General features: G+C 52.5%; 14 protein-coding genes. All 14 read right to left on the bottom strand.

The window, feature by feature from the left end; genetic code table 11:
• Window positions 1–20: 20 nt before the first annotated feature.
• On the bottom strand, window positions 21–1,010 hold the full coding sequence (locus NYE33_RS18030) for an ABC transporter permease (protein ID WP_039307732.1): 990 nt from the start codon (window positions 1,008–1,010) through the stop codon (window positions 21–23).
• Window positions 1,003–1,983 carry an ABC transporter ATP-binding protein gene (locus NYE33_RS18025; protein ID WP_256703800.1) on the bottom strand — a complete coding sequence of 327 codons (981 nt, stop codon included), beginning with the start codon at window positions 1,981–1,983 and terminating at the stop codon, window positions 1,003–1,005. Before NYE33_RS18025 ends, NYE33_RS18030 begins: the two co-directional genes overlap by 8 nt.
• 72 nt (window positions 1,984–2,055) lie before the next feature.
• Window positions 2,056–2,985 (bottom strand): GDSL-type esterase/lipase family protein, encoded by a 930-nt coding sequence (locus NYE33_RS18020; protein ID WP_341066835.1) that lies wholly within the window; start codon window positions 2,983–2,985, stop codon window positions 2,056–2,058.
• A 538-nt stretch (window positions 2,986–3,523) separates the two neighbouring features.
• Complete coding sequence (locus NYE33_RS18015; protein WP_042138548.1) at window positions 3,524–4,324, bottom strand: CAP domain-containing protein; 801 nt, start codon at window positions 4,322–4,324, stop codon at window positions 3,524–3,526.
• 341 nt (window positions 4,325–4,665) lie between these two features.
• On the bottom strand, window positions 4,666–6,630 hold the full coding sequence (locus NYE33_RS18010) for a WG repeat-containing protein (protein ID WP_341066833.1): 1,965 nt from the start codon (window positions 6,628–6,630) through the stop codon (window positions 4,666–4,668).
• Between the two features lie 1,332 nt (window positions 6,631–7,962).
• Window positions 7,963–8,970, bottom strand: a complete 1,008-nt coding sequence (gene mglC / locus NYE33_RS18005; RefSeq protein WP_039307739.1) for a galactose/methyl galactoside ABC transporter permease MglC — start codon at window positions 8,968–8,970, stop codon at window positions 7,963–7,965.
• 52 nt (window positions 8,971–9,022) lie between these two features.
• Window positions 9,023–10,534: a sugar ABC transporter ATP-binding protein gene (locus NYE33_RS18000; protein WP_042138554.1), complete on the bottom strand. Its 1,512-nt coding sequence runs from the start codon at window positions 10,532–10,534 to the stop codon at window positions 9,023–9,025.
• Window positions 10,535–10,685: 151 nt separating this feature from the next.
• A complete protein-coding gene (locus NYE33_RS17995; RefSeq protein ID WP_099052481.1) occupies window positions 10,686–11,768 on the bottom strand; it encodes a galactose ABC transporter substrate-binding protein in 1,083 nt (360 codons plus the stop codon).
• Between the two features lie 146 nt (window positions 11,769–11,914).
• Complete coding sequence (locus tag NYE33_RS17990; protein ID WP_042138556.1) at window positions 11,915–12,937, bottom strand: substrate-binding domain-containing protein; 1,023 nt, start codon at window positions 12,935–12,937, stop codon at window positions 11,915–11,917.
• Window positions 12,934–14,760, bottom strand: coding sequence for a sensor histidine kinase (locus tag NYE33_RS17985; RefSeq protein WP_341066830.1), 1,827 nt, complete (start codon window positions 14,758–14,760; stop codon window positions 12,934–12,936). Before NYE33_RS17985 ends, NYE33_RS17990 begins: the two co-directional genes overlap by 4 nt.
• 3 nt (window positions 14,761–14,763) lie before the next feature.
• On the bottom strand, window positions 14,764–16,413 hold the full coding sequence (locus tag NYE33_RS17980; RefSeq protein ID WP_341066828.1) for a response regulator: 1,650 nt from the start codon (window positions 16,411–16,413) through the stop codon (window positions 14,764–14,766).
• Between the two features lie 539 nt (window positions 16,414–16,952).
• The gene (locus NYE33_RS17975; protein WP_042138559.1) at window positions 16,953–17,417 is read right to left on the bottom strand and encodes a GNAT family N-acetyltransferase; all 465 of its coding nucleotides are present in this window, start codon (window positions 17,415–17,417) and stop codon (window positions 16,953–16,955) included.
• Window positions 17,407–18,597, bottom strand: coding sequence for a formate-dependent phosphoribosylglycinamide formyltransferase (gene purT / locus NYE33_RS17970; RefSeq protein ID WP_076243330.1), 1,191 nt, complete (start codon window positions 18,595–18,597; stop codon window positions 17,407–17,409). Before purT ends, NYE33_RS17975 begins: the two co-directional genes overlap by 11 nt.
• Window positions 18,598–18,745: 148 nt before the next feature.
• Complete coding sequence (locus NYE33_RS17965; RefSeq protein WP_341066827.1) at window positions 18,746–22,399, bottom strand: dynamin family protein; 3,654 nt, start codon at window positions 22,397–22,399, stop codon at window positions 18,746–18,748.
• Window positions 22,400–22,702 lie beyond the last annotated feature (303 nt).

Below are 22,702 nucleotides of genomic sequence, written 5' to 3'. Positions count from 1 at the left end.
TTTCGTTCACTTTGTACATTCTAATTCAAAATATCCCGTTTCGTAAAGACGGCGAATGAAATGATTACTGCAGCCAGTCCCCAAATCGCCAATACCGCCATCGAAAATGCCAGTGTCATGCCCTCAATCGGTGCTGGAGTACCTGCTAAATACCCGGTAAGCTCCATATTAACCATAAATAAATATTTGGCCGCAGTCCAGGCAGAAGCCATATTCGTCAGGATCGTGCCTGCAATCAGCGCCGCCATCATCACCACTATACTGGCTGCCGTACTGCGTACCAGAACCGACACCATGAAAGCCAGCAGAGCAACAACTACGCTGACGAACCAGATCAAACCGCCCTGCATCAGCAGGTATTTCCATTGCGGCACAGCGTGAACCGTGGTCATATCGACCGTATCCCCGCTCAGCTGGAAGCCTGTGAACACCGGAACATTGAATCCTTTGTATCCAAAGGCCAGCCCCGACACCAGATAGCTGATGATAAAAGCAGACAGGACGATTAAGGAGACAAACATCATGAGGGCCGTCATTTTACTGAACAGCACCTTCCAGCGTTTGACCGGACGCGTCAGCAGCATCTTGATTGTTCCTGTCGTTCTCTCCCCGGAGACCAGATCCGAGGCCACCGCCATAATCAGCAGCGGAATGAACAGGGACACGGAATTGTCCAGAAATTCACGGGTAAAGGTAACGCCGCTCGGCTCGTTCGGATTCACATCGTGATCCAGATAATACTGCAGCTGCTGGACAAAAATCCGCCGGTACGACTTCCATTCTTCCGGAATCCGGTCGCTGCCGAGGGAGTTCTGGTTATCTGTAATCTGCTGCTGGACCTCCAGCCTCCAGTCAGAGTTAAACTTATCCCGGCTGCGTTCCGCTATACGCATCTGTGCATAGGTAAACATAGGCACAAGCACAAGCAGAATGAGCAGGATGACATAAAACCGTTTCTTTTTTATGATTTTGAGGCACTCATTGCGGATGAGCGGCAGCAGGTTAGTCAATAGTTTCACCTTCCGTTAGCTTCAAGAATAGCTGTTCCAGTGTAGGGTTGATTTTATGCACAGCCCGGACCTCAACCTCTCTAGTAACCAGTACGGCGACAATTTCCGGGATTAAATCCTCCTCCATAACCGTGATCAGGGAATTCACTCCCATGCCTGCGATAATGGAGTCGTCCAGTGTTACCTCATCCAGCTCCAGCAGATGGATATCCGGCCGGCCGTTTAATAGTTCTCTAGCCCGATTCAGCGGCTCCAGCTCCCACAGGACGTATGGAGAATTGCGGGCAACCAGCTCGTCCACACCGCCTACGGCGAGTACCCGCCCTTTACTGATGATCGCCACACGGTCGCACAGCAGCTGAATCTCGCTCAGCAGATGGCTGGAGACGAACACGGCAAGCCCTTCATCCGCCAGCTTGCGGATGAATTCGCGCAGCTCCTTGATGCCCTTCGGGTCCAGGCCGTTCGTCGGCTCATCCAGAATCAGCAGCCGTGGCCGGCCCAAAAGTGCCTGGGCAATGCCCAGCCGCTGCCGCATCCCCAGTGAATACGTACTTACCTTGTCATGAATACGCTGATCCAGCCGTACAATATCCACCACTTCGGCAATCCTCGCCTTGTCCACACCGGGCTGCATGCGGGCGAAATGCTGCAGGTTCTCCCAGCCTGTCAGATACGTATACACCTCGGGGTTTTCGACGATGGAGCCAACGTATTGCAATGCTTTTTCCGGGTCACGGTTCACATTATAGCCGCAGACGGTAATCGTGCCCTCACTTGGCCGGATCAGGTCAACCAGCATGCGGATTGTTGTGGTTTTGCCGGCCCCATTAGGACCGAGGAAGCCGAAAATCTCACCTTTCCGGACGTCAAACGTAACATCATCTATGATCCATTTACGGCCGATTTTTTTGCGGACCCCTTGTACGGACAGGACTACCTCCACGGAGGCTTCTTGCATTGGTTTAGCCATCTCTATACAACTCCTTGCTGCGGTCATTTCTGTTCAGAATGTTCCCTGCCCTGCTCCATTCCCTGTCCCAGGTTAATGTACAGCCTGTACAATCCGCTCACTCATCCGCTGATAACCGTCCCCGTTCGGGTGGAAGTGGTCATTCGAGAGATACTTGTCCAGATGCCGGTTGAACAAATCGAAGGTCGGAACGAGCGTCATATTGCTGTGGGTGTTGATGATATCCATCGCTGCATTGTTCCAGGCGGTTACAGCCTGATTACCCGGAACCAGCAGGTCCGCAATATCTCCGAAGGGATTATACAATCCCACGTAATAAATCTGTGCCTGCGGATTAATCCCGGCAATGGTGTCAAGAATACTGCCCAGCCGTTTGGATGCATCAGGCAGAGCCGAGAGCAGAGATTCGGGGGTTAATTCGTCGGTGGAGGCTGTAGGCACGGGTGCTGAACCTTCTACCGTGTTATTCGCAGCGGATTCAGTCTCCAGCGGCGCTATTCCGTCCGCAGGATTCTCCGTATCTGCTGACGATACTGCCTCTCCGCTGCTGCTGCCTGTCCCCAGAATATCCGAGCCGCGGAACAGGTCATTGCCGCCTATAGAGATCAGGATTACATTCGCCTGGCGGAGCGCGTACTGCACACCCTCCTCCTGAAGCTTGCTCTGCAGTCCGGCTGTGGTTAAGCCGTTAATGCCCATGTTGCCGAGCAGCTCCGCCTTGCCTCCGTCCGCCGATAACGCCTCCAGCGTACGCTTCACAAACCCCTGTCCGGAATTGTCGCCGGTCCCTTTGGCCAGAGAATCCCCCAGCGCCAGTATCTTCAATTCATCCGTTGCCGCGGCTGTCGGTGCAGCTGTTTCCTGCGGGAGAGAAGACAGGAGTGTCTCCCCTTTGGGATTGATAATATCGCTTACCGCATACACAAACCCTGTAATTAAAAGTAAAGTTGCCAGGATGGATACCAGGCCCACTGCCCTCCAGGTCCATTTGGAATCGTTCAATGCTATCCCTCCGTATGCCGATCTATTCTCTATTGTTCCACATTTTACAAACTTCTTAACTATGTAGATAAACATAATTCTTCTTTGCTTAATTTGCAAATAAAGCGGGGGTTTTGGTGAAAGGCGCGGCTGCGGTGATTTTGGACTTCCGGCCGCTGTTTTCCCCAGCTTTTTTTGATCTGTACCGCTCTTCGCGGTGATAATCTGGTGACAAAGGCGGTCGCTCCCCCTCCTACAGTTCCATAATCCCCTCCGCCGCTTTCACCTAAACAGTGTGGAGCAGCCAGGGCGGCACTATAGCACTGCTCTGATCATGCGAAACTGCGAAACTGCAAAGTCCAAAAAGCGAAACTACAGTGCAGAACTTCGAAACTGCAAATTGATTTATCTTCGTCTGACAAAAACCTTCATTTCCCGATCCAGAATAAAAACAACAACTATTAGTGGTGTTTCTCGTAGATTATCTTCATTTACTAAACCTCAAAAAAAGCCCCCCGGCAATGCCGGAGGACGAGTGAAGCTTAAGAGCTGCGTTATATTATTTGCCGATGAATTCCTGAACCCAGTAATTATTGTCGAAGCCTACGCCGATGTAGTTGAAATTCGTGCTCAGAATGTTAGCCTTATGGCCCGGGCTGTTCATCCAGGCAGTCATAACTTCCTGCGGCGTTTTCTGGCCCATCGCGATATTCTCTCCGGCTGCCTGATAAGTAATGCCGAACGCGGACATCATATCAAAAGGCGATCCATAGGTCGGGGAAGTATGGGAGAAATAGTTGTTCGTACGCATGTCAGTAGCCTTAGCCGCTGCCACTTTGTTCAGGCTGTCCAGTGCGGAGACAGGAGCCAGTCCTGCTGCTGCGCGTTCTTTGTTCACCAGGGCTACAACCTGCTGAATGTAGCTTGAAGCGCTGTCTGCGACAGCTGGAGCTGCAGTTGCAGCTGGTGTAGCTACCGGCTTAGCCGTTGTTACTGGCGCAGCCGTCGGTGCTGGTGTAACAACAGGCTTAGCCGTTGCTACTGGCGCGGCTGTGACTACTGGTCTAGCTGTCGCTACTGGTACAGCGGTAGCCACCGGCTTAGCTGTTGCTGCCGGAACTGTTGCTACAGGATTCTTATAGATAACGGTCTTGGATACGGTGAACGTATTCCCGTCAAATACAAATGACTTCGAATTGTACTGTGTGAAATATTCCATGAATTTTGCGAAATTCGTATCTGAAGCGGTTGCCGTAGTGGCTCCAGCTGCTGCGCTTGCCTGTAATGGAAGTGAAATGCTAAGTGCCATAACAGCGGCTACACTTCCACCTATCATTGCTCTTAAAGTCTTGCTTTTCATTCTGCCATCTCCTTATTCTTGTTGTAGAATTACCTGGCTGCCGAGAGTTGCGGACATCAATTGTTACAAAGTTGTAATTTGTTCCTCAGTCATTGTAACATAAAAAACCAGGCTGTGCGCTTCTAAATTATGACATTTTTCTTCACGGCTGAGGCTTGTCCGCTTCTGTTCAAAAAGTGGAAACGGCTTTGCCGTCCTGTAATAAGGACGGTACCGTTTCAACGAGATATAGAAGGATAATTCATAACGCGAAGCATATATATTCTTATATTTAAGAAACCGTCCTCTTCAGAACGGTCACATGTTCTTACAGTTAATATCGGCATTCACCGGCCCCCCGCTTAATGAAAGGACTGCCAGAAATCCCCTTCTGTCGAGATCAGGCCCATAATTTCGGCATACGGAATCCGGAATGTAGGAAAGCCCGCAGCATACGGAGCAATTTCATAAGGGGCAAAATAGAGATACAGCGCTTCGCCATCTACATAAAAAGGCTGGTCAGCCGTAATGCCTTTGTACGTATCGGGAAAAACATAGGAATACTGCGGATCATTCGCAATCTGTTTTCCGACAATATCACTGAGTTTCTGCACATATTTGCTGCCAGGCTTAAACAGATCACTCAGCGTGTAAAATTTGCCGGTGCGCAAATTGATATGCTCATAGATCATAGTCGGCATTCCATGCGCCGCTCCAAACGGAAAGCGGTATCCGCTGAGCTCAAGTACCAGCAGGTTCTTGCGGAAGAAGGATACGGCAAAATCCCCCGTATAGCTAAAATCCTGCCCCGCTCCCCCAGTCCCCGCACCTTCTGCGAGTGAGAGACTGCGCAGCTTATCATTGACTGATTTGGATATCTCAGCGACAGCAATCCCTTCTACTACCGGATAGTAGACCAGATAATCCCTGTTCGGTTTATATTTCTTCTCCAGCACGGAGTACGGCGGTCTGAGCGGAATGACCCCATTTTGCCGCCATACCTGCTTGCCTTTGCGGTCATAGTAGGCAGTACGCTGGTCAACATCCGCACGGATCAGGTTGCCGCTGAAGGATAGAGATCCTGAGCCGGCAATGACCGGCGGCTGGGCGGCTTTTTTACCGCTTTTATCAATAAAATACGTGTCCTTGGCATCATACACCGACGCAAGCCCGTTCTGATAATTGTTCACCCCGAGCAGCGGATGGGTGCTGAGAATTCTGCCTGTAAGCGCATCGGCAATCACATAACGTGAACCCCGGTACGGCTGATCGGCATAAAGCGGGGTTCCCAGCGCAACCCGGTTCTCACCCAGCTGCTGGACTTCATAGTAAGTCGCCGGAATAATGGCTTTGCCCTGCTTGTCAATCAGACCGTATGCATTACCGTAATCCTCAGCTGTGTTGATTACCGCACGCCCTTCCGAGAAAGGCAAGGCTGCCGTAAACTGCGGCTGAATGGCAATGCTGCCGTCTGTATGGAGGTAACCGTATTTCCCGTTCTCCGTAGCTTGAAAAGCAAGCAGACCTTCCCCCGGATACCCCACGAATGGATACTTATACGTATGCAGCGCCGTTCCCTGGGGATCAATCAGCGCGTACTCCCCCTCAGCGACTTTGACCAGCGCCGTTCCTTCATTGAAATCCCCGGCATCCAGATACACCGCTGGCAGCACCTCTTTGCCTTGGGCATCCAGATATCCGTAGTATGAGTTCCCCCCGGTTGTATTCTGCTTGGAGAACAGCGCGCGGCCTTCATGCAGCGAATTCAGATAGTCATACCGCGCGGACGTGACCTCTTTGCCTTTCTCATCAATAAAAGTATAGCCCTTGGCATCCGAAACCACAGCCCGCCCTTCGGCAAACGGAGCAATAAAGGAATATAGCGGTTTGACCTTCTCACGCCCGGAGCTGTCAATCAGGCCGCTGTAATTCTTGCGCTGCACTACCGCCAGGCCATTCTCCTGGAAATCCTCCGCATAGTCATATCTGGGCTCGATCACAGTCCGTCCGTCGTTATTAATGTAACCCCACAGTGTTCCGTCTTTAAGCTTAAAAGGAGCCGGATGCAGCATCTCCGCCCGCAGCCCGCTGGCATCTACCTCCGGAAGCACGATAAGCGCCTCCAGCGGCTTTTTGGAGTAGTCTACGCGGTATAATCCCGCCTCTGCCGGGATCGTCACGAACAGATCATCATCCGCACGGATGAAATCCTCCTCCTGCTGCGGAATAACCTCATTCCAGCCGATTCCGTCCCACCGCCATACCTCCGTCTGAATCAGACCATTGTCATTCTCTTTTCCCAGCTCGTTCAGCTTAATCCTCAGCATTCAGTCGCTCTCCCTTACAAAGGCATTTGCCTATAGAATATGAGAGTGAGGGGGAAAGGGTGTTTATGTGCCCAGAGCTGCCGATACGCGTGAGTATGAGCGTCAGCGTGAGCGTGGAATGCGTTGAGAGCGTGGAATGCGTTAGGAGCGTGGAATGCGTTAGGAGCGTGGAATGCGTTAGGAGCGTGAGGGCTTAAAAGCAAACTAGGAAAGGTGAGGCTGTAACTGCGGTGAATGTTTGGACTTCCGGCCGCTGTTGTCTCCAGATTTCTTGATTTGAACCGCTATAACGCGGTGGAAATCCGGAGACAAAGGCGGACGCTCCCGCTCCTCCAGTTCAAACTTCCCCTCCGTTACTCTCCACCTTTCTTCAGCATAACCAAGGTCACAGACACAAACTACATCAAAGGCATAAACTGCAACCTAAAAGCAGCACAAAAACACCCTTTCAGAGTGTGTTAGCAGGATGTTCAAGGGCTGCTTCGCCTGCCCTGTCACTTGTTATTGGGGTTCTGCAGCTACATGCGCTGGAATTGGAGGGCAATAAGAGAAACCTCACTACTTCAACCTAAAATATTGCACTAAATACAACATTTCGCTCATCATAACACCCCTAAATCCAAAATTGTTGTACGAAATACATCATTCCGCCTTCTCCAAGGCAAAATGCAAGGAAATTCTTGCATTTCGTACAACAATCCGCCCGAACACTTATATATTTAAGCCTGCGAGTTGCACTACGTACAACATTTATACACCTGGTTACTTTGGGGTTTGCTGCGTTTGCTGCTCACTTAAGGGTTGAGATATTGGGCATGGTTTTGGAGAAAAGTTGCGACAAAATCAACAAGCCCCAAGCAAAAGACGTTTGCGAAATACCGCAAACGCTTAATTTGCACCACCCCCACCTGGGTGAGGTGATGGGAGTAACGAAGGTAAAGTTTGGAACTGGAGGAGCGGCAGCACCCGGAGGGTTCTTGCTTTCAATCGAAATGTAAGATGAACTATAAACCCCATATAAGGTGAGAGTAACGGAGGGGATTTTGGAACTGGAGGAGCGATAGCGACCGCCTAAAAGCTTTCCGTAGGAAAGCTCACTTCGTAAGCATACGCTTGTTTGGATTTCTACCGCAGACAGCGGATAAAAATCAGGAAATCCAAACCTAACAGCGGCCGGAAGTCCAAAACTCACCGCAGTTACGATCATACCTGATATCAAAGTTTCTCAGTTCATTTTACCTCTTACATCGGTACATTGAACGCAAAAACTCCGGGTGCACCAGCACCCGGAAGTCCAAACATTCGCAGTTACGGCTAATCACCGAACCACAATTATTTCTTCGAAGAATATTTACGCATATCGAACGATACAGCCGCGATGATGATGAGGCCTTTGATGATCAGCTGGTAGTAAGGGCTGATGCCGATGAAGGTCAGACCGTAGTTGATCAGGGTGAAGATGATAACACCGACCAGAACACCTGGAACTGTACCGATACCGCCGGTAGTGGATACGCCGCCGACTACGCAAGCCGCGATGGCGTCAAGCTCGTACATGTTACCATAGTTGTTGGTAGCGCCGCCTGTTCTTGCAGCTTCAAGCACACCCGCCAGACCGTAAAGGGCACCAGCGATAGCGTAGATGTAGATCAGGTTCTTGGACACGTTGATACCGGAAACCTTGGCAGCCTGCATGTTGCCGCCGATAGCGTACATGTTTTTGCCCAGCTTAGTTTTGTTAAAGAGTACCCACACGACGGCCGCGACCGCCAGGGCTATGAGAACGATGTAAGGTATTGAATATTGGCCGCTGCCGATAAAGCCGGAGCCGATTTTGGTGAAGTCAGGACGCAGACCGCCGATAGGCTGCGATTGGTTAGGGTCCATATCGAAGTACAGGGAGTTCAAACCGTACACGATGAGCATGGTGCCCAGGGTTGCGATAAATGGCGGAACATTAAGCTTGGAGACGATGACCCCGTTGATGAGACCGCAGAGCAGACCGGCAACGATGGCAATCAGGATGGGCAGCCATACCTGTACTTGCGGCAGATCAGGGAAGAAGCGGCGTGAGTAATCCGGTATCTGCAGCATCGAAGCGGAGATAACAGCTGTGAAACCAACCACGCGGCCTGCCGACAAGTCGGTACCGGCTGTGATGAGGATAAAGGCAACCCCAAGCGCGATGATAACGCGTGTAGACGACTGAATCAGTACGTCACGCAGGGTGTTGATGGACATGAAGCTTGGTTCATATATGATGATCCCCATAATCAGCAGTACCAGCACGATGTAAATTGCGTTTTGAGTCACAAAGGACTGAGCTTTTTTAACGTTCATTAGTAGTGATCCCCCTTAAAATTACGCGAGCATATTCTCCTATCCGTACTCCTTAATGCTGTGCAGCGAGACGCATAACTTCGGTTTCCGTAGCTTGCTCGCCTTCTAGTATTCCTGTAAGCCGTCCTTCCGACATGACCATTACGCGGTCAGACATCCCCAGCAGCTCAGGCATTTCCGAAGAAATCATGATAATGCTCTTCCCCTGCTTGGCCAGGTCGGCAATGATGGTATAGATTTCGAATTTGGCACCAACGTCAATTCCGCGTGTCGGCTCATCCAGCAGCAGGACTTCAGGCTCTGTAAGCAACCATCTGGCCAGCAGCACCTTCTGCTGGTTACCGCCGGAGAGATTCATAATCTGCGTTTTGGTGGTTGGTGTCTTGGTGCGCAGCTTCTCAATCATTTTATCGACTTCAGCTTTCTTCTTTCTGCCGTTCAGCAGGAAGTAAGGCGTCTTATAATGGTCAAGGTTGGCAATTGCGCCATTCTCATGAACGGACAGTACCGGGAAGATACCGGTTACACGGCGTTCCTCGGTTAACAGCGCCAGGCCATGTTTCTTGGCATCCTGCGGCGAATTGATCTTCACCTTTTTGCCTTCAATTGAGATGGAGCCGGATTTGATTGCACGAAGGCCAAACAATGCTTCAATAACTTCCGTTCTCTGCGCACCGACCAGACCGCCGACACCGAGAATTTCACCGCGTCTCAGCTCAAAGGATACATCCTTAAAGGATCTTGGCTCCGGTGAGGTCAAGCCTTCCACCTTCATATAGACTTCGCCTGGAACATTAGTGCGCTCAGGGAAGCGGTTAGTAAGGTCACGGCCGACCATTTTGGAGATAATCAGGTCCGTGGTAAGCTCGGCCGACGGCCAGGTACCGATCTTTTTGCCGTCACGCATGATGGTTACTTCATCAGAGATTTCAAGAATTTCTTCCATCTTGTGAGATATATAGATAATAGCTACGCCTCTTTTTTGCAGATCCCGGATAATCCGGAACAAATGCTCAACTTCTACGCTGGTTAAGGAAGAGGTTGGTTCATCCATGACAATGACGCGTGAATGAAAAGAGACAGCCTTCGCGATTTCAATGGATTGGACCTTGGATACGGACAGCTTGCCCACCAAAGTTTCGGGATTCAGATCGATATCCAGATCTTTAAATAAATTTTCCGTGTCCGTGAACATTTTTTTGTGGTCAATGAACTGAATCGGCCCGATGCCCTTGGTCGGAAAACGTCCTAGCCAGATGTTCTCCATGACACTGCGGAAAGGTACCGGGTGCAGCTCCTGGTGAATCATCGAAATTCCGTGCTTAAGTGCATCGTTGGAGTTAGAGATGGTGGCCTTCTGGCCATCCAGGAAGATCTCACCGGCATCCGGTGAATAGATTCCAAAGAGACATTTCATCAATGTCGACTTGCCTGCACCGTTCTCGCCCATAAGTGCATGAACCGAACCCGGTCTAACCTTTATGCTGACTCCGTCCAGCGCCTTAACGCCGGGAAATTCTTTAGTAATGCCGTTCATTTCCAGCAAAAACTCAGCATTTGCCATGTTGTTACGCCCCCTACGCTTTTTTTCTTTTTCCATGAGAGGCACAGCGGTTCCATCCTGTTCCCTACCCGAAAGGAATTCCGGAGAGCGGGTGACCGCCCTCCGGGATTTTTGTTTATGAAGCTTATCTGTATCTGGAGCAATCTAACTATTATTGAGCGTCAGCTACGTTGTCTTTAGTGATCTTTTTGTAGGAGATCCATACGTATTGGTTGTCAGTGATGTCGAAGCCTACGTTTTCTTTGGTAGGTGTTTCGCCTTTAGCCAGCAGGGAAGCCAGGACGATTGCCGCTTTACCCTGGTTGTTGGCATCGTTCAGCACTGTACCGAGCATAGTTCCGTCTTGCAGCGCTTGAACCGCTGGAGCAGTTGCATCAACGCCTACTACCGGCATGTATTTGTCGCCAGTGAAGTATCCTTGGGCTTTCAGAGCTTCAATTGCACCGAGAGCCATGTCATCGTTGTTGGCAAGAACGGCTTCAATCTTGTCGCCGTGGGAGCCGAGGAAGGCTGCCATTTTTTCCTGTCCTTTTACGCGATCCCACATTGCAGTATCTTCAGCCAATTTCTCAACCTTGATACCTGCATCTTCGATAGCCTGGATGGAGTAAGTGGTCCGCAGCTCAGCATCCTGGTGTCCCGGTTCGCCTTTGAGCATTACGTATTGCAGCACGCCGTCGCCGTTCTTGTCAGCTTCAGGGTGAGCCTTCCAGTAGTCAACAATCAGCTGGCCGGACATTGTGCCGGACTCTTCTGCTTTGGCGCCAACATAGTAAACTTTATCCCATTTCTTCATATCTTCTGGAAGCGGTTCGCGGTTCAGGAAGACAACCGGAATGTCAGCTGTTTTTGCTTTGTCGATGATAACGCCTGCAGCTGTGCGGTCAACCGGGTTGATCAGCATGCCGTCATATTTTTTGGTGACGAACAAATCCACCTTATCATTTTGTGTAGGCTGGGAGTTCTGGCTGTCTACGATATCTACAGTAGCGATGCCTTTGGCAGCAGTATCGATGGCGTTACGGACACCCGTCATGAAAGTATCGTCGAATTTGTAGATCGCTACGCCAACCTTTGGAGTTTCAGCAGCGGAACCGGAGTTTGCAGTTGCAGCAGCGTTGCCTGTGTTAGCTTTGTTACCAGTGTCAGCAGCGTTGTTGTTGTTGCCGCCGCAGCCTGCAAGAGCAGCACCCAGCAATGCACTAGCAAGTAAAACGGAAGTGATTTTTTTCATAATCAATTGACCTCCTGAGGATATTTCTTTTTGTTATCCCGGTGTGTCCCGGGTACATCCTTATTATGCCCTACATGAAAACGGTTGCGAATATAAAATACTACTCATTTTCATGAAAATTCTAATGTTTAAAATCTGATTTTCTCCTATCTGACAAACGGGAACAGCAGCTTCTGGTTCTCGGGCCACAGCATATTCTCCAAATCAATCAGCTTGGTGCCTGTGTCCACCCGCTCCGGAATAGTCACACCTTCAAGCGCTTCTACGGCGTATTTCACGGCTAAATACCCGTTGCTGAAAGGGTTCTGGATCACGGTCGCCTGCACCGTGCCATCCTGCAGCGATTCCATCATGGAGGGTGAACTGTCAAACGCAACCATCTTTATGTTGTCCAATCTTAAGCTTTGTATGACTTTGGCTGCTCCCTGGGAAGCAATTTCATTCAACGTGGCAATCCCGCGCAGATTAGGATGCTTCTCCAGCATCTCCCGGGTCAGGGTTTCGGCCTCCACCGTGCTTGAGGAAGTGTAGGAGATCTGCACCACTTTGACATTCGGATAACGGGCTGCGTAATTGAGGAATCCTTTCTCGCGCTCATCCGCATCCCTGGCCCCGTAATCAATGCTGCCTGTAGACCCCGGGTCCACATTCAAAGAGGAATTGGTGAAGTTAATAATTCCGATCTCGCCATATCCCTGCAAAAGCTGAATCAGCCGCTCCGCGGACTTCTGTCCGGCTTCATAACCATTCGAACCTACATAGGCTTGAACCCTGGCCGATCCGACTTCCGCATCGACTGAGATCACCGGGATTTTGTAATATGCAGCCTGGTCTACGACCTGGGCCAGTCCCATATAGCTGCTGGCAGCGAGAATAATCACATCCGCTTTCTCCTTAATGGAGTCCTCCACCATCCCCACCTGCTCATCGATATCACTTTCCGAGTCCGGCGCTTTGAACGTCAGCTTGACATTGAATTCCTTCGCTGCCGCTTCCGCACCCAGCTTCACTGTATTCCAGTAATCCCCCTTGTTCATCTTGACAATCAGGTGGATATTACGTGTCTTGCTCGTATTGATATAAGCAGGCGACGAATTAAAGCAGGAGGACACGGAGATCCAGAGCACCCCGCATAGCAGCAAGGTCAGCCAAAAACGTATGCTTCTCACCAGTTTGTCTCCTCCTTCTGCTCATCCATGTCATCTCCAGCCAGCCGGGCCGGGAACACAATGGTCACGATAGTACCTTCTTCAATTTCACTCTGAAAGGTTAGTCCATATTCGCGGCCATAATATAACCCGATCCGTTCATGAACATTCCGTACGCCGACTCCTGAGCCGCTTCCGCTTTTGACGCCTCCGCTCAGAATCACGTTCATCGTTTCTACAGACATCCCGAGACCGTTGTCACTGACCCTGATAATAATGAGCCCATCCTGAAGCTCAGCGCTGATCGAGATCAGCCCTTCATCCGGCATCATTTCGATCCCATGGTAAAGTGCATTCTCAACGATTGGCTGCAGGATCAGCTTAACCGTCTGGTACTGCAATACTTCATCCTGTGCCGTTATTTCGTAACGGAACTTATTTTTGAAACGGAAGCTCTGAATCACCAGATAATGGCGGATATGATCCAGCTCCTCCTGGATAGTAATAATATTCTTGCCCTTGCTCAGACTGATCCGGAAAAATTTCGAAAGCGACTGAATCATCGTGACGACCTCATCCGTTTTGCCGCGCTCTGCCAGCCGGATGACCGAGTTCAGTGTGTTGTATAGAAAATGAGGGTTGATCTGCGACTGCAGGACTTCAAGCTCGCCCTTGCGCTTCGTCTCCTGCTCATAGATGATCTGATCCATCAGCTGCCGGATACGCTGGAGCATCATATTGAAGCGTTTGGACAGCTGTTCCACCTCATAGGCGCCGCTGACATTGATGGGGGTGTTGAGGTCTCCCTCGCCCACCTGCTTGACCGTACGCTCCAGCTTGCGGATCGGACTGGCAATCAGCCAGGACAGGAACACAGATACGGCAATCACACACACCAGGACAACTGCGAGGAACCAGGACAGAAATTGGTTCAGGTCGCGCTTGGTCGTGACAATCTCATCGTAGTAAGCGACCCCAACGATCTTCCAGCCAGTCTGGGCCAATGTACGCACGGTAATAAACCGCTTCTCTCCGGTCGACTCATCCAGATAGCTGCGGAAGGCATATTCCAGCACCGGCTCCACATTCTCATATTTGAGGCCGGCATAGATCAGCTGCTGCTGCGGATGGTAGACGATATTCCCCAGCGGATCGAGAATGTAAGCGTATCCTCTTTTACCGAGCTTCACTTGCCGGCTTAGCTCATCAATCGTCCTGAAATTGAAATCCAGCAGCAGGACACCGGTTTTCAGCTCGCCCTTCTCCCTGTACTGAATCATTTTGCTGATCGATACGACCCAGGTATACCGTCCTTTGAACAAATTCTGAATATGCGGGGCTGAATAGGATATTTCCGAGGTCCGCTTGGCCGTAGTGAACCAGCTCTGGCTCTCCAGTTGAGTGTTCAGACGCATGCTTTGACCAGGCGTACCCACCACATATTTGCCCTGCGGTGTAAAAACAGCCATGGATACCAGGTCCTCACGGCTGCTCATTAGTGTGTCCATCCGTTCATAGAGCAGCGGAGAGTCAATGGATTGACTTGTGGTGATCTGCTTCTCCGCCGTCTCAAAAATGCTGCCCATCCCCTTAACATACAGCTCCAGATTATAATTCACCTGCTCAATAATCTGCTGCATGTTGAGATTGGCATTCTCCTCCGCCGTGTTGGCAAACTTGCCGTACAGCATAATGCTGACGATCACTGCAACGGCTACCGTCACCGCTGTGAAGGTCAGGGTAATAATGAGCTGGATGCTCCGCAGCTTGGAAGACAGGCGGATTTTGCCTCTCTTGCGGGGCTGCGGGCGAAGCGGAAAGAAAGTACCCTTCGGCTTGGTCATGAGTTATCCTCCCCGCGAGCTGTTCTTATACTCTTTGGGTGACTGTCCGTATTTCTTGCGGAAGCAGAAGCTGAAATAGTTCGGATCGGCAAAACCGATCCGCTCCGCGATTTCAAATGCCTTCAGCTCGGTTGAGCGCAGCATTTCCTTCGCCGCCTCCAGCCGGATCTGCAGCAGATAGCTGACAAAGGTCATCTTCATTTCTTTCTTGAAAATACTGCTGAAATAGCCTGTGCTGATATGCAGATGCTGGCATACCTTGCCGATGGAAATGTCGGACTCCTCATAATGGGCCCGGATATAATCCTTGGCCTGGTCAATCAGCTGCTTATAGCTCGACTGCCGCTCGGAGGCGATGGTATCCATCAGCCGGCTGCACACCGCGATAATCCACTGCTTGGCTTCCCCCATATTATTGAACTTATTAAGCTCGGTCAGCGATGAAATGCCGGAGCCGATAAAGTCATTCGTTTCACTGCCGGATTCCTTGGCCACCCGCAGAATCGATGTAATGATCTCCAGCAGAAAAATCTGATAATCCTGTGTCGAGACCTGCGCCGTATCCAGTCCCCCGAACAGCTCGTCCACCACTTCCCGCAGCTCCTGGACTGTACCCAGCTTGATCGTGCGGATCAGCGACTGCTGGGTCAGCTCATCATAGGCCAGCATCTGGCTGGATCTCGACTCCACATCCTCAATCCAGATCACGCGGTTGTTGCCGAGAATCAGCCGGTAATCCAGTGCCTGCAGTGCATCTCCGAAGGAATTGAACAGCATGGACGGCATCCGGCATACCGTTCCTGCACCAGCAGTCACTGTAAGCTTCAGGAAACGCTGTACATTCTGGCGGATTTCTTCAAGGATAGCGAAGGTTCTGCCTGTGATTTCGCTCTCATCGGTTTCCTGGCTGACAGAGAGCAGCACCACATCATCGCGGTGGATGAACACCTTGCCGAAGCTGTGCTTCTGGCAGATTTCCTCGGCAATGTTCAGCACGGCAAAGAGCTGCAGATTACGGTCCCCGGTGTCACGCAGGGATACCGGCCCCGCCTCAGGCACGCCGGAGCTTCTGTCCGGACGGATATAATCAATACTGATAACAGAGGATTGGAATAGCTCCCCGCTCAGGTTAATGCCGTATTCTGCACTTTTCTCGGCAATTTCCGCGGAGCGCAGACGGCGTGACACCAGGGAGGACAGGAACTGCTCACGCAGCACCGGCAGGCTCTTACGGTAATGCTCGCTGAGCACGAATACATTTTCCTTCTCGGCAATCTCGGTCTCAATCGCAGCTCTAACCTTCAGCAGGACATCAATCAGCTCCTGGGAAGAGAAGGGCTTAAGAATATATTCATCAATCTGCAGCTTAATCGCCTTCTGGGCATATTCGAATTCATCATAGCCGGTCAGAATGATTATCTTCGTGTTTGGGTGACGGCTGCGGATCCATTCCGCCAGCTGCAGTCCGTTCATGAACGGCATCTGGATATCGGTAACCACCACATCCGGCAGCAGCCGGTCTATCGCATCGGCTGCTTCACGGCCGTTCTCTGCCTGCTCCACCACTTCGAATCCGTATTTCTCCCAGTCGATCTGGGCGATAATGCCTTCTCTTACATCTTCCTCGTCTTCGGCGAGAATTAATTTATACATGCTTCATCCCTCTTCTTATATGGTTTGGAGTTTTACAGCATTATAATAGCTGATTCAGTAAGCTCAATCTATGTTTAAATAATGAAAGCTGTAGCAGCGGATCAAGTCAAATACGGGGAGCAATTCACTATATAGGCTGAATGCATTTATTGCAAGTAAATATTATGTATTTACATAGGCTGAACTTAACAACTTAACATACAACCCATTCTTCACCCTGTGCATTTTTGAATTTCCGGGCGGCTGCTGTCGTTTACAGGGAAATCCTGCCCATAATACAACATTTTGCTCAAGATTTCGTCCCTAATCCAAAATTGTTGTACGAAATGCAGCATTTCTCCTCCTTCGGACGGGTTAGTACGATAATTCTTGTATTTCGTACAACAATCTGTCCAAACACCCCGGTATCCGGGAATCAATGTTGTACAACGTACAACATTGATGTCTACAGTGCTTACTAAGTAGTCTCTATTCTGGCGGAAATAAAAAAAAGCCATCCCGCTTATGCCGGGATGGGGATGTTCGGTTACGTATAGGAATTATAGCAATGCTTTGTTAAAGCGGTAGCCTGCTGTCTTTTCGAATCCGATATGGCGGTAAAAAGCATGCGCCGGTGCACGTTCGACGCGGTTGCCGCTTCGCAGGAACAGCTGGCAGCAGCCTTGATGGCGTGCCCATTCTTCCGCTGCGGATACGAGTCTTTTGCCAAGGCCCTGTCCTCTAAGTTCCTCTGATACGATCAGCGCGGTAATTTCCGTAATACAATCTGCATGTTTGTAATAGGACTTCACCTGCCGGAGTCCGATCATTCCCACAACTTCGTTATTGAGTTCTGCGACCATTGTGCAGTGGAGCGGATCATGCTCCATGCCTTCCATTCTCTCTTTCATCACGCTAAGCGTCGTCGGATAGCCGAATTCCCGCAGAAGGGCTGTAACTCTCTCCAGATCATTCATGCCACATTTGCGAATTTGCAGTACCTGCTCCTGAGTACTACTGTTCATCCTCGTATACCTCCACTTTTAGCATAGACGCCGCCTGCTTGGCCGTCGTCCGCGCGATTTCCACATCTTCCGCTGAACTGAGTGTTACTGCCATCCGCCGTCCAGGGCGGATCTCCGGTTTGCCGAATACACGGACTTGCGTTCGGGGAAAAGTAAGTGCCTTATCTATCCCGGTTACCGCAAAAGCTTGTCCAGTTCCTTCGGCCTTCAGGGTAGCTGAAGCACCCGGTGTCAACAAACGTACCGATTCCAGCGGAAATCCAAGAATGGCTCTGACATGCAGAGCAAATTCCGACAAATCCTGCGTAATCATTGTAACCATACCTGTGTCATGCGGTCTGGGTGATACTTCGCTGAACAGTACCCCGTCCGTGGTCAGAAACAGCTCCACTCCAAAAATCCCATATCCGCCAAGCTCATCCGTAACGGCCCGGGCCATCGACTGTGCTTCGGCAAGCAGCGCTTCACTCATCTGATGCGGCTGCCAGGATTCCACATAATCGCCATCCTTCTGGATGTGGCCGATCGGCGGACAAAATACGGTTCCGCTAACCGAGCGGACGGTAAGTAATGTAATCTCACTCTCGAAAGTGACAAAAGCCTCTACAATGACGCGTGTACCTTTGGCACGTGCTCCTTCCAGAGCCGTATTCCAGCATTCTGCGGCATCCTCAGGTGTCCTGCAAATACTCTGTCCCTTGCCGGAAGAGCTCATAATCGGCTTGATCACACACGGTGTTCCAAGCTCACCTACGGCCTGGCGAAGTTCGTCCAGACTGTCAGCGAACCGGTATCCGGCGGTCGGCAGACCCAGCTCTTCAGCCGCAAGGCGGCGGATGCCTTCCCGATCCATCGTCAGTCTGGCGCTACGTGCGGTCGGGACCACGAGGAAACCTTCTTCCTCCAGTTCCACCAGCGCTCCGGTAGCAATAGCTTCGATCTCGGGGACAATCAAATCCGGTTTCTCTGAACGGATTAATTGCTTCAGTGCCTCTGCATCCAGCATATCCAGTACATAAGAGCGGTGGGCTACACCCATCGCCGGTGCAGCTTCATAACGATCCACAGCTACGGTCTCTACGCCAAGGCGCTGAGCTTCGATAATGACTTCCTTACCCAGTTCACCGCTGCCGAGCAGCAGCAGCTTCTTGCTCCGGGCTGAAAAAGGAGCTCCCCACATTGTCGACTCCAACCTCTTTTCGCAAATTTGACTGCCGACTTCTCTATTTCTGTAAATTGTCGCAGTTTCATTGTAAATTTTCAGGCTTCTTTATTTTCATCCATCAACCAGCAGATTGCAAGCGTTCTTCGACATTTTCCTACAAACTTCACAGATGACTGTCCACCATATTGACGAAAGATTGCTCCATGAGCGATAATTCGCCGGCAATTTGGCCCCAGTGCTGCGCTGAATCACCCCCCTTCAGGAGTTCCGACATGGCCGCTTCCTGCTCGGCCAGACCTTCACGCAGCTGCTCTGCGGCAAGGGAAAGTGCCGCCGCTGCCGCACCGGTATAGAAAGACAGCAGCCGTTCTTCCTGGCTTACAGCCGCAGCAGCAATAGCTTCTTTGAACCAGTGCTCGGCAGCTGTGCGGATGTCTGCCCGTCCAGGGCCTTCAAAGAAATAACGCGGTGATCTGAAGCGGCTCCACAGTGCTGCCCAATCCAGCGGGGCAAGGGAGCAATCGAGCTTTGCCGGGGCGGGCCAGCGCTCGTCTGGATTCTCCAGTAGCTGAAGCTCCTGTCCCGGGATGGAAAGTTCTGCGGCTGCAGCTGCAGCCGCCTGAGTTACCAGCCTGCGCCCTGCCGCCTCCAGCCGCAGGGTGGTCGCCCACAGCTCCTGCTCCAGTTCACGCAGGATACTGCGCTCCAGCTCCCGGCCGCAGGCAATGAAGATGTCTTTCAGATGACCGCCCTCTTCCCGCAGGATAGAGGGATGGAACGATTCCTGAAAGGAACGGCCGAAGGAGAAGGACAGGCGCTGCCGGACATGATAGAGAAGCTCCTCACCCTCGCGGCGCAGATCCCGGATGGGCCGCTCTTCCCGCTCAAGCTGTGCCAGCCGGAGGCCTGCGTCATCCCGGCGCTTCCGGAACCGCCGGAGCCCTTCTTCCCGCTGGTCCGCTGCCATAAGCGCCATATGCTGCCATTCCTCCGCGCGGAGCCGGACCGAGCTAAGGCTATCCCTCGCCGCCGCCAGTGACAGGCGCGGCAGCTCCTCACCCGCAAATTCAGACAGCGCTTCTTCGAAGCTGCTGAATCCGGAAGCCTCGTAGGACTCCCGTACCCCGCGCGACTTGCCCTCCAGCGCGAGCAGACTGGACAAGGCATAGATCCGCGGGGAGGTCAGGCCGCCGGCACGCAGATTCTGCGTCACATGCTGCTTCACATCTTCCAGCTCTGCCTCGTCTGAAGCGAGGTCGGACGCATTGATGATGAAGAACATTTTATCCAGGGCAAAGCTGTCCTTGATTCTTCCCAGCTGGGCCAGGAGACTGCGGTCGGCTTTGGAGAAGGCATGATTATAGTAGGTCACGAAGCAGATCGCATCCGCATTCTTCATGTAGCCAAAGGTTACACCGGTATGCCGGGCATGTAAGGAATCCGCTCCGGGGGTGTCAACCAATACGATGCCGCTCCGTGTCAGAGGGCTGTCATAATAGAGGTCGGTACTCTGCACGAAGCAGGCCCGTTTCTCATCGGCTACCAGGCTGCGGTATTCCTGCAGGCTGACCGTACGCTCTGTTCCGAGCAGCGGGCCGGATTCCTCCCAGCCCGCTGCCGCTGCGCGTAAGAATCCGGCATGCGGCAGCGAGGACGGATGAAGCCCGCCGGTCTGCAGGCGGGCCACCGCCGCAGTCCAGGTTGAGTGCTGCGGCGGTGCCAGCTGAAGCACACTGAAGGAATGGAGGATATCGTCCCAGAAATCCTCCGCAGACTTCATGGTCACGGCCGCAGTCGCGTGGGCGAATCCGCCCTCCGGGGCCAGAATGCGGCCGACGGCAGCCGTGGCGGGATGCGGAGACACGGGCAGCACCTCTTCACCCAGCAGGGCGTTGGCGAAGGAGGATTTGCCGGCGCTGAACGCTCCGAACAGCGCCATCGTGAAGCGGCCGCCGGCGAGGTCCTCCGCCCGCGCCGCCAGGCTGCGCGCAGCCGAGGCCATGGCCGGCTCGCGGCGCAGCAGCCCGGCCGCTGCGTGCAGCGCCGCTGCGGCCTGCGTCAGCCGGCGGCGTCCGCCCGCCGGCTGTGCCGTACCCGCCGCCCACGTTGCGGCGGCGGGGTGTGAAGCCGCTGCGCTGCGCGGCGGCTTCACGGGGCTGGCGGTGCTAGGCGCGCCAGCCGTAAGGGCCCTCACCTCCGGCAGGACGCCGGGGGTGAGGGTACGGCGCGGCGGCAGCAGCGCCGCGAGTTCGTCCGCGCGGGCGGCAGCCGCGCGGTCCAGGGCGGCCAGCGCGGCGTGCGCGTGCGCCTGCCGCTGCAGGGCCGCTTCGCGGCGCGCGAGCTCCGCGCGCCGCTCGTCCAGCAGCGGCGGCAGCTGGGCCAGCAGCTGCTCGCCGAAGGCCAGGGCCGCGCGGCGGAATTGTGCCTTAATCTCTGCCGCAAGCGCGCGGCAGAAATTAAGCAGCGCCTCGCCCGACGACCCGGTTCCCGGCTTGACCTGATCCGCCAGCCACTGCTGGCTCACCGCCGGGAACGCCTGCTTCAGCAGCGGCTCTGCCCCTTCCTGCCACAGCCCTGCGCCTTCAGCCCAGTCACGCACAAGCTGGAGTATATGCCACTCCAGCTGGGCAGTGATCTCTCTCTGCTGAAGCCCGTGCCAGTGGAGAAGCCGCGTTGCCTGCTCCTTCTCCCGTTTCGCCGCGGTGAACAATAACCCGCGCCGGAAACCCGGGCTGCTGCTCTCGATATAGGCTCCAGCAGCATCCCTTACATCGGCTGGCATCAGATTGCTGTTGCCAAGCAGGGCATCCAGCTTACTCCGCAGCTCCAGCCGCATCTGCTCCGGCAGCTGCACGAGCAGCTCCTCAGCCTGCGAAATTGCCCGGATCTCTGCCTCCACTTCTTCCTTACCGGCACCCCCGGCCGCTTCCAGTAACTGAGAGCGCTCCTCCTGCTGCTCCTCGCGGTAAGCTGCAAGCACCGCAGCTGCCGTATGGTGCATGGAACGGGACAGACTGTAGCCGAGCAGTTCTCCGCGCTGCTCCAGCAGAGCTGCAATTACCGCGAGCAGATCATCCCATTGGTTCAGAGGATGATCCTTAACTTTGAGTGAAGTGAACAACAGACCCGCGGAATGAATTCCCCATTCACGGAAAGCGCTTTCTACTTGCTGCCGGTATTCCACTATGGAGATTTCCAGTTCTCTGTGCTTGTCGATCTGATTGATGATAAGGTACAGCGGCTTGCCCCAGTCGCTGAGACTTTTGGCAAACGCCAGATTATTCTCCGACTGCACATGGTTGTAATCCATGACGTAGAACACGGCATCAGCTAAATGCAGCGCCGAGTGGGTCGCTGCCTGATGCCCCTCATCGGTTGAATCCACCCCGGGAGTATCCATTAGAACGCCGTGCTTCCCCAGCAGCGGGACTTCCTCCCAGACCTCAATCGCTGAATATTCAGCGCCCTGGCGGCAGTACTCCTGCAGCCGGTCTGGTGTAGTCTCTATTGCCGGTGCAGAACTCCCAGGTGCCTCCGGCTCTGCATGAAGCACTACCCGCGGAGCCCCGCTGCGGATCGATACGATATTGGCGCTGGTCGGAACCGGACCTGAAGGCAGCACTGCTTTTGCGCATAGGGCATTGATCATACTAGATTTACCCGCGGAGAAATGTCCGCAGAAGGCAAGGGTCAGCTCCCCCGCCTGCTCTTTGAGCATCAGATCTGCTGCTATCTGCGCACTATTCTGTTCGCCCCAGCTCTCCAGCTGCTGCTTCAGCAGCATAAGCGTTGATGTACCGGATATTACTTCTCTCATCCTGCTCCGTTCTGCTCCCACGACAACCCCACCTTCTGCAATCTACAACATGTGCATCCAATTTTATTTATAGATAAGAATTTATAGGCTTCGGGCTTCCACTTATGAGAAGCTATAACATTAGTATGTTTATCTGATCAGCAAGAATAGAATAATTACATTTTATCATCAGATTGTCACAAATCAACTAGCCGCTTTTACAAAATCAGCTATAATCCTTCACGAAAAACAAGACTTCGCTGGACTAATCCCCCCTTGACAGATGATTCCAGATTTATTACTATATCCATATCGGATATATCA

Origin of the sequence: Paenibacillus sp. FSL R10-2199 (genome assembly GCF_038000235.1) — a bacterium.
Taxonomy (GTDB): Bacteria; Bacillota; Bacilli; order Paenibacillales; family Paenibacillaceae; genus Paenibacillus_AQ; species Paenibacillus_AQ phytohabitans.
The sequence above is the reverse complement of the archived record's forward strand: the minus strand, read 5'-3'. Positions and strand labels throughout refer to the sequence as shown.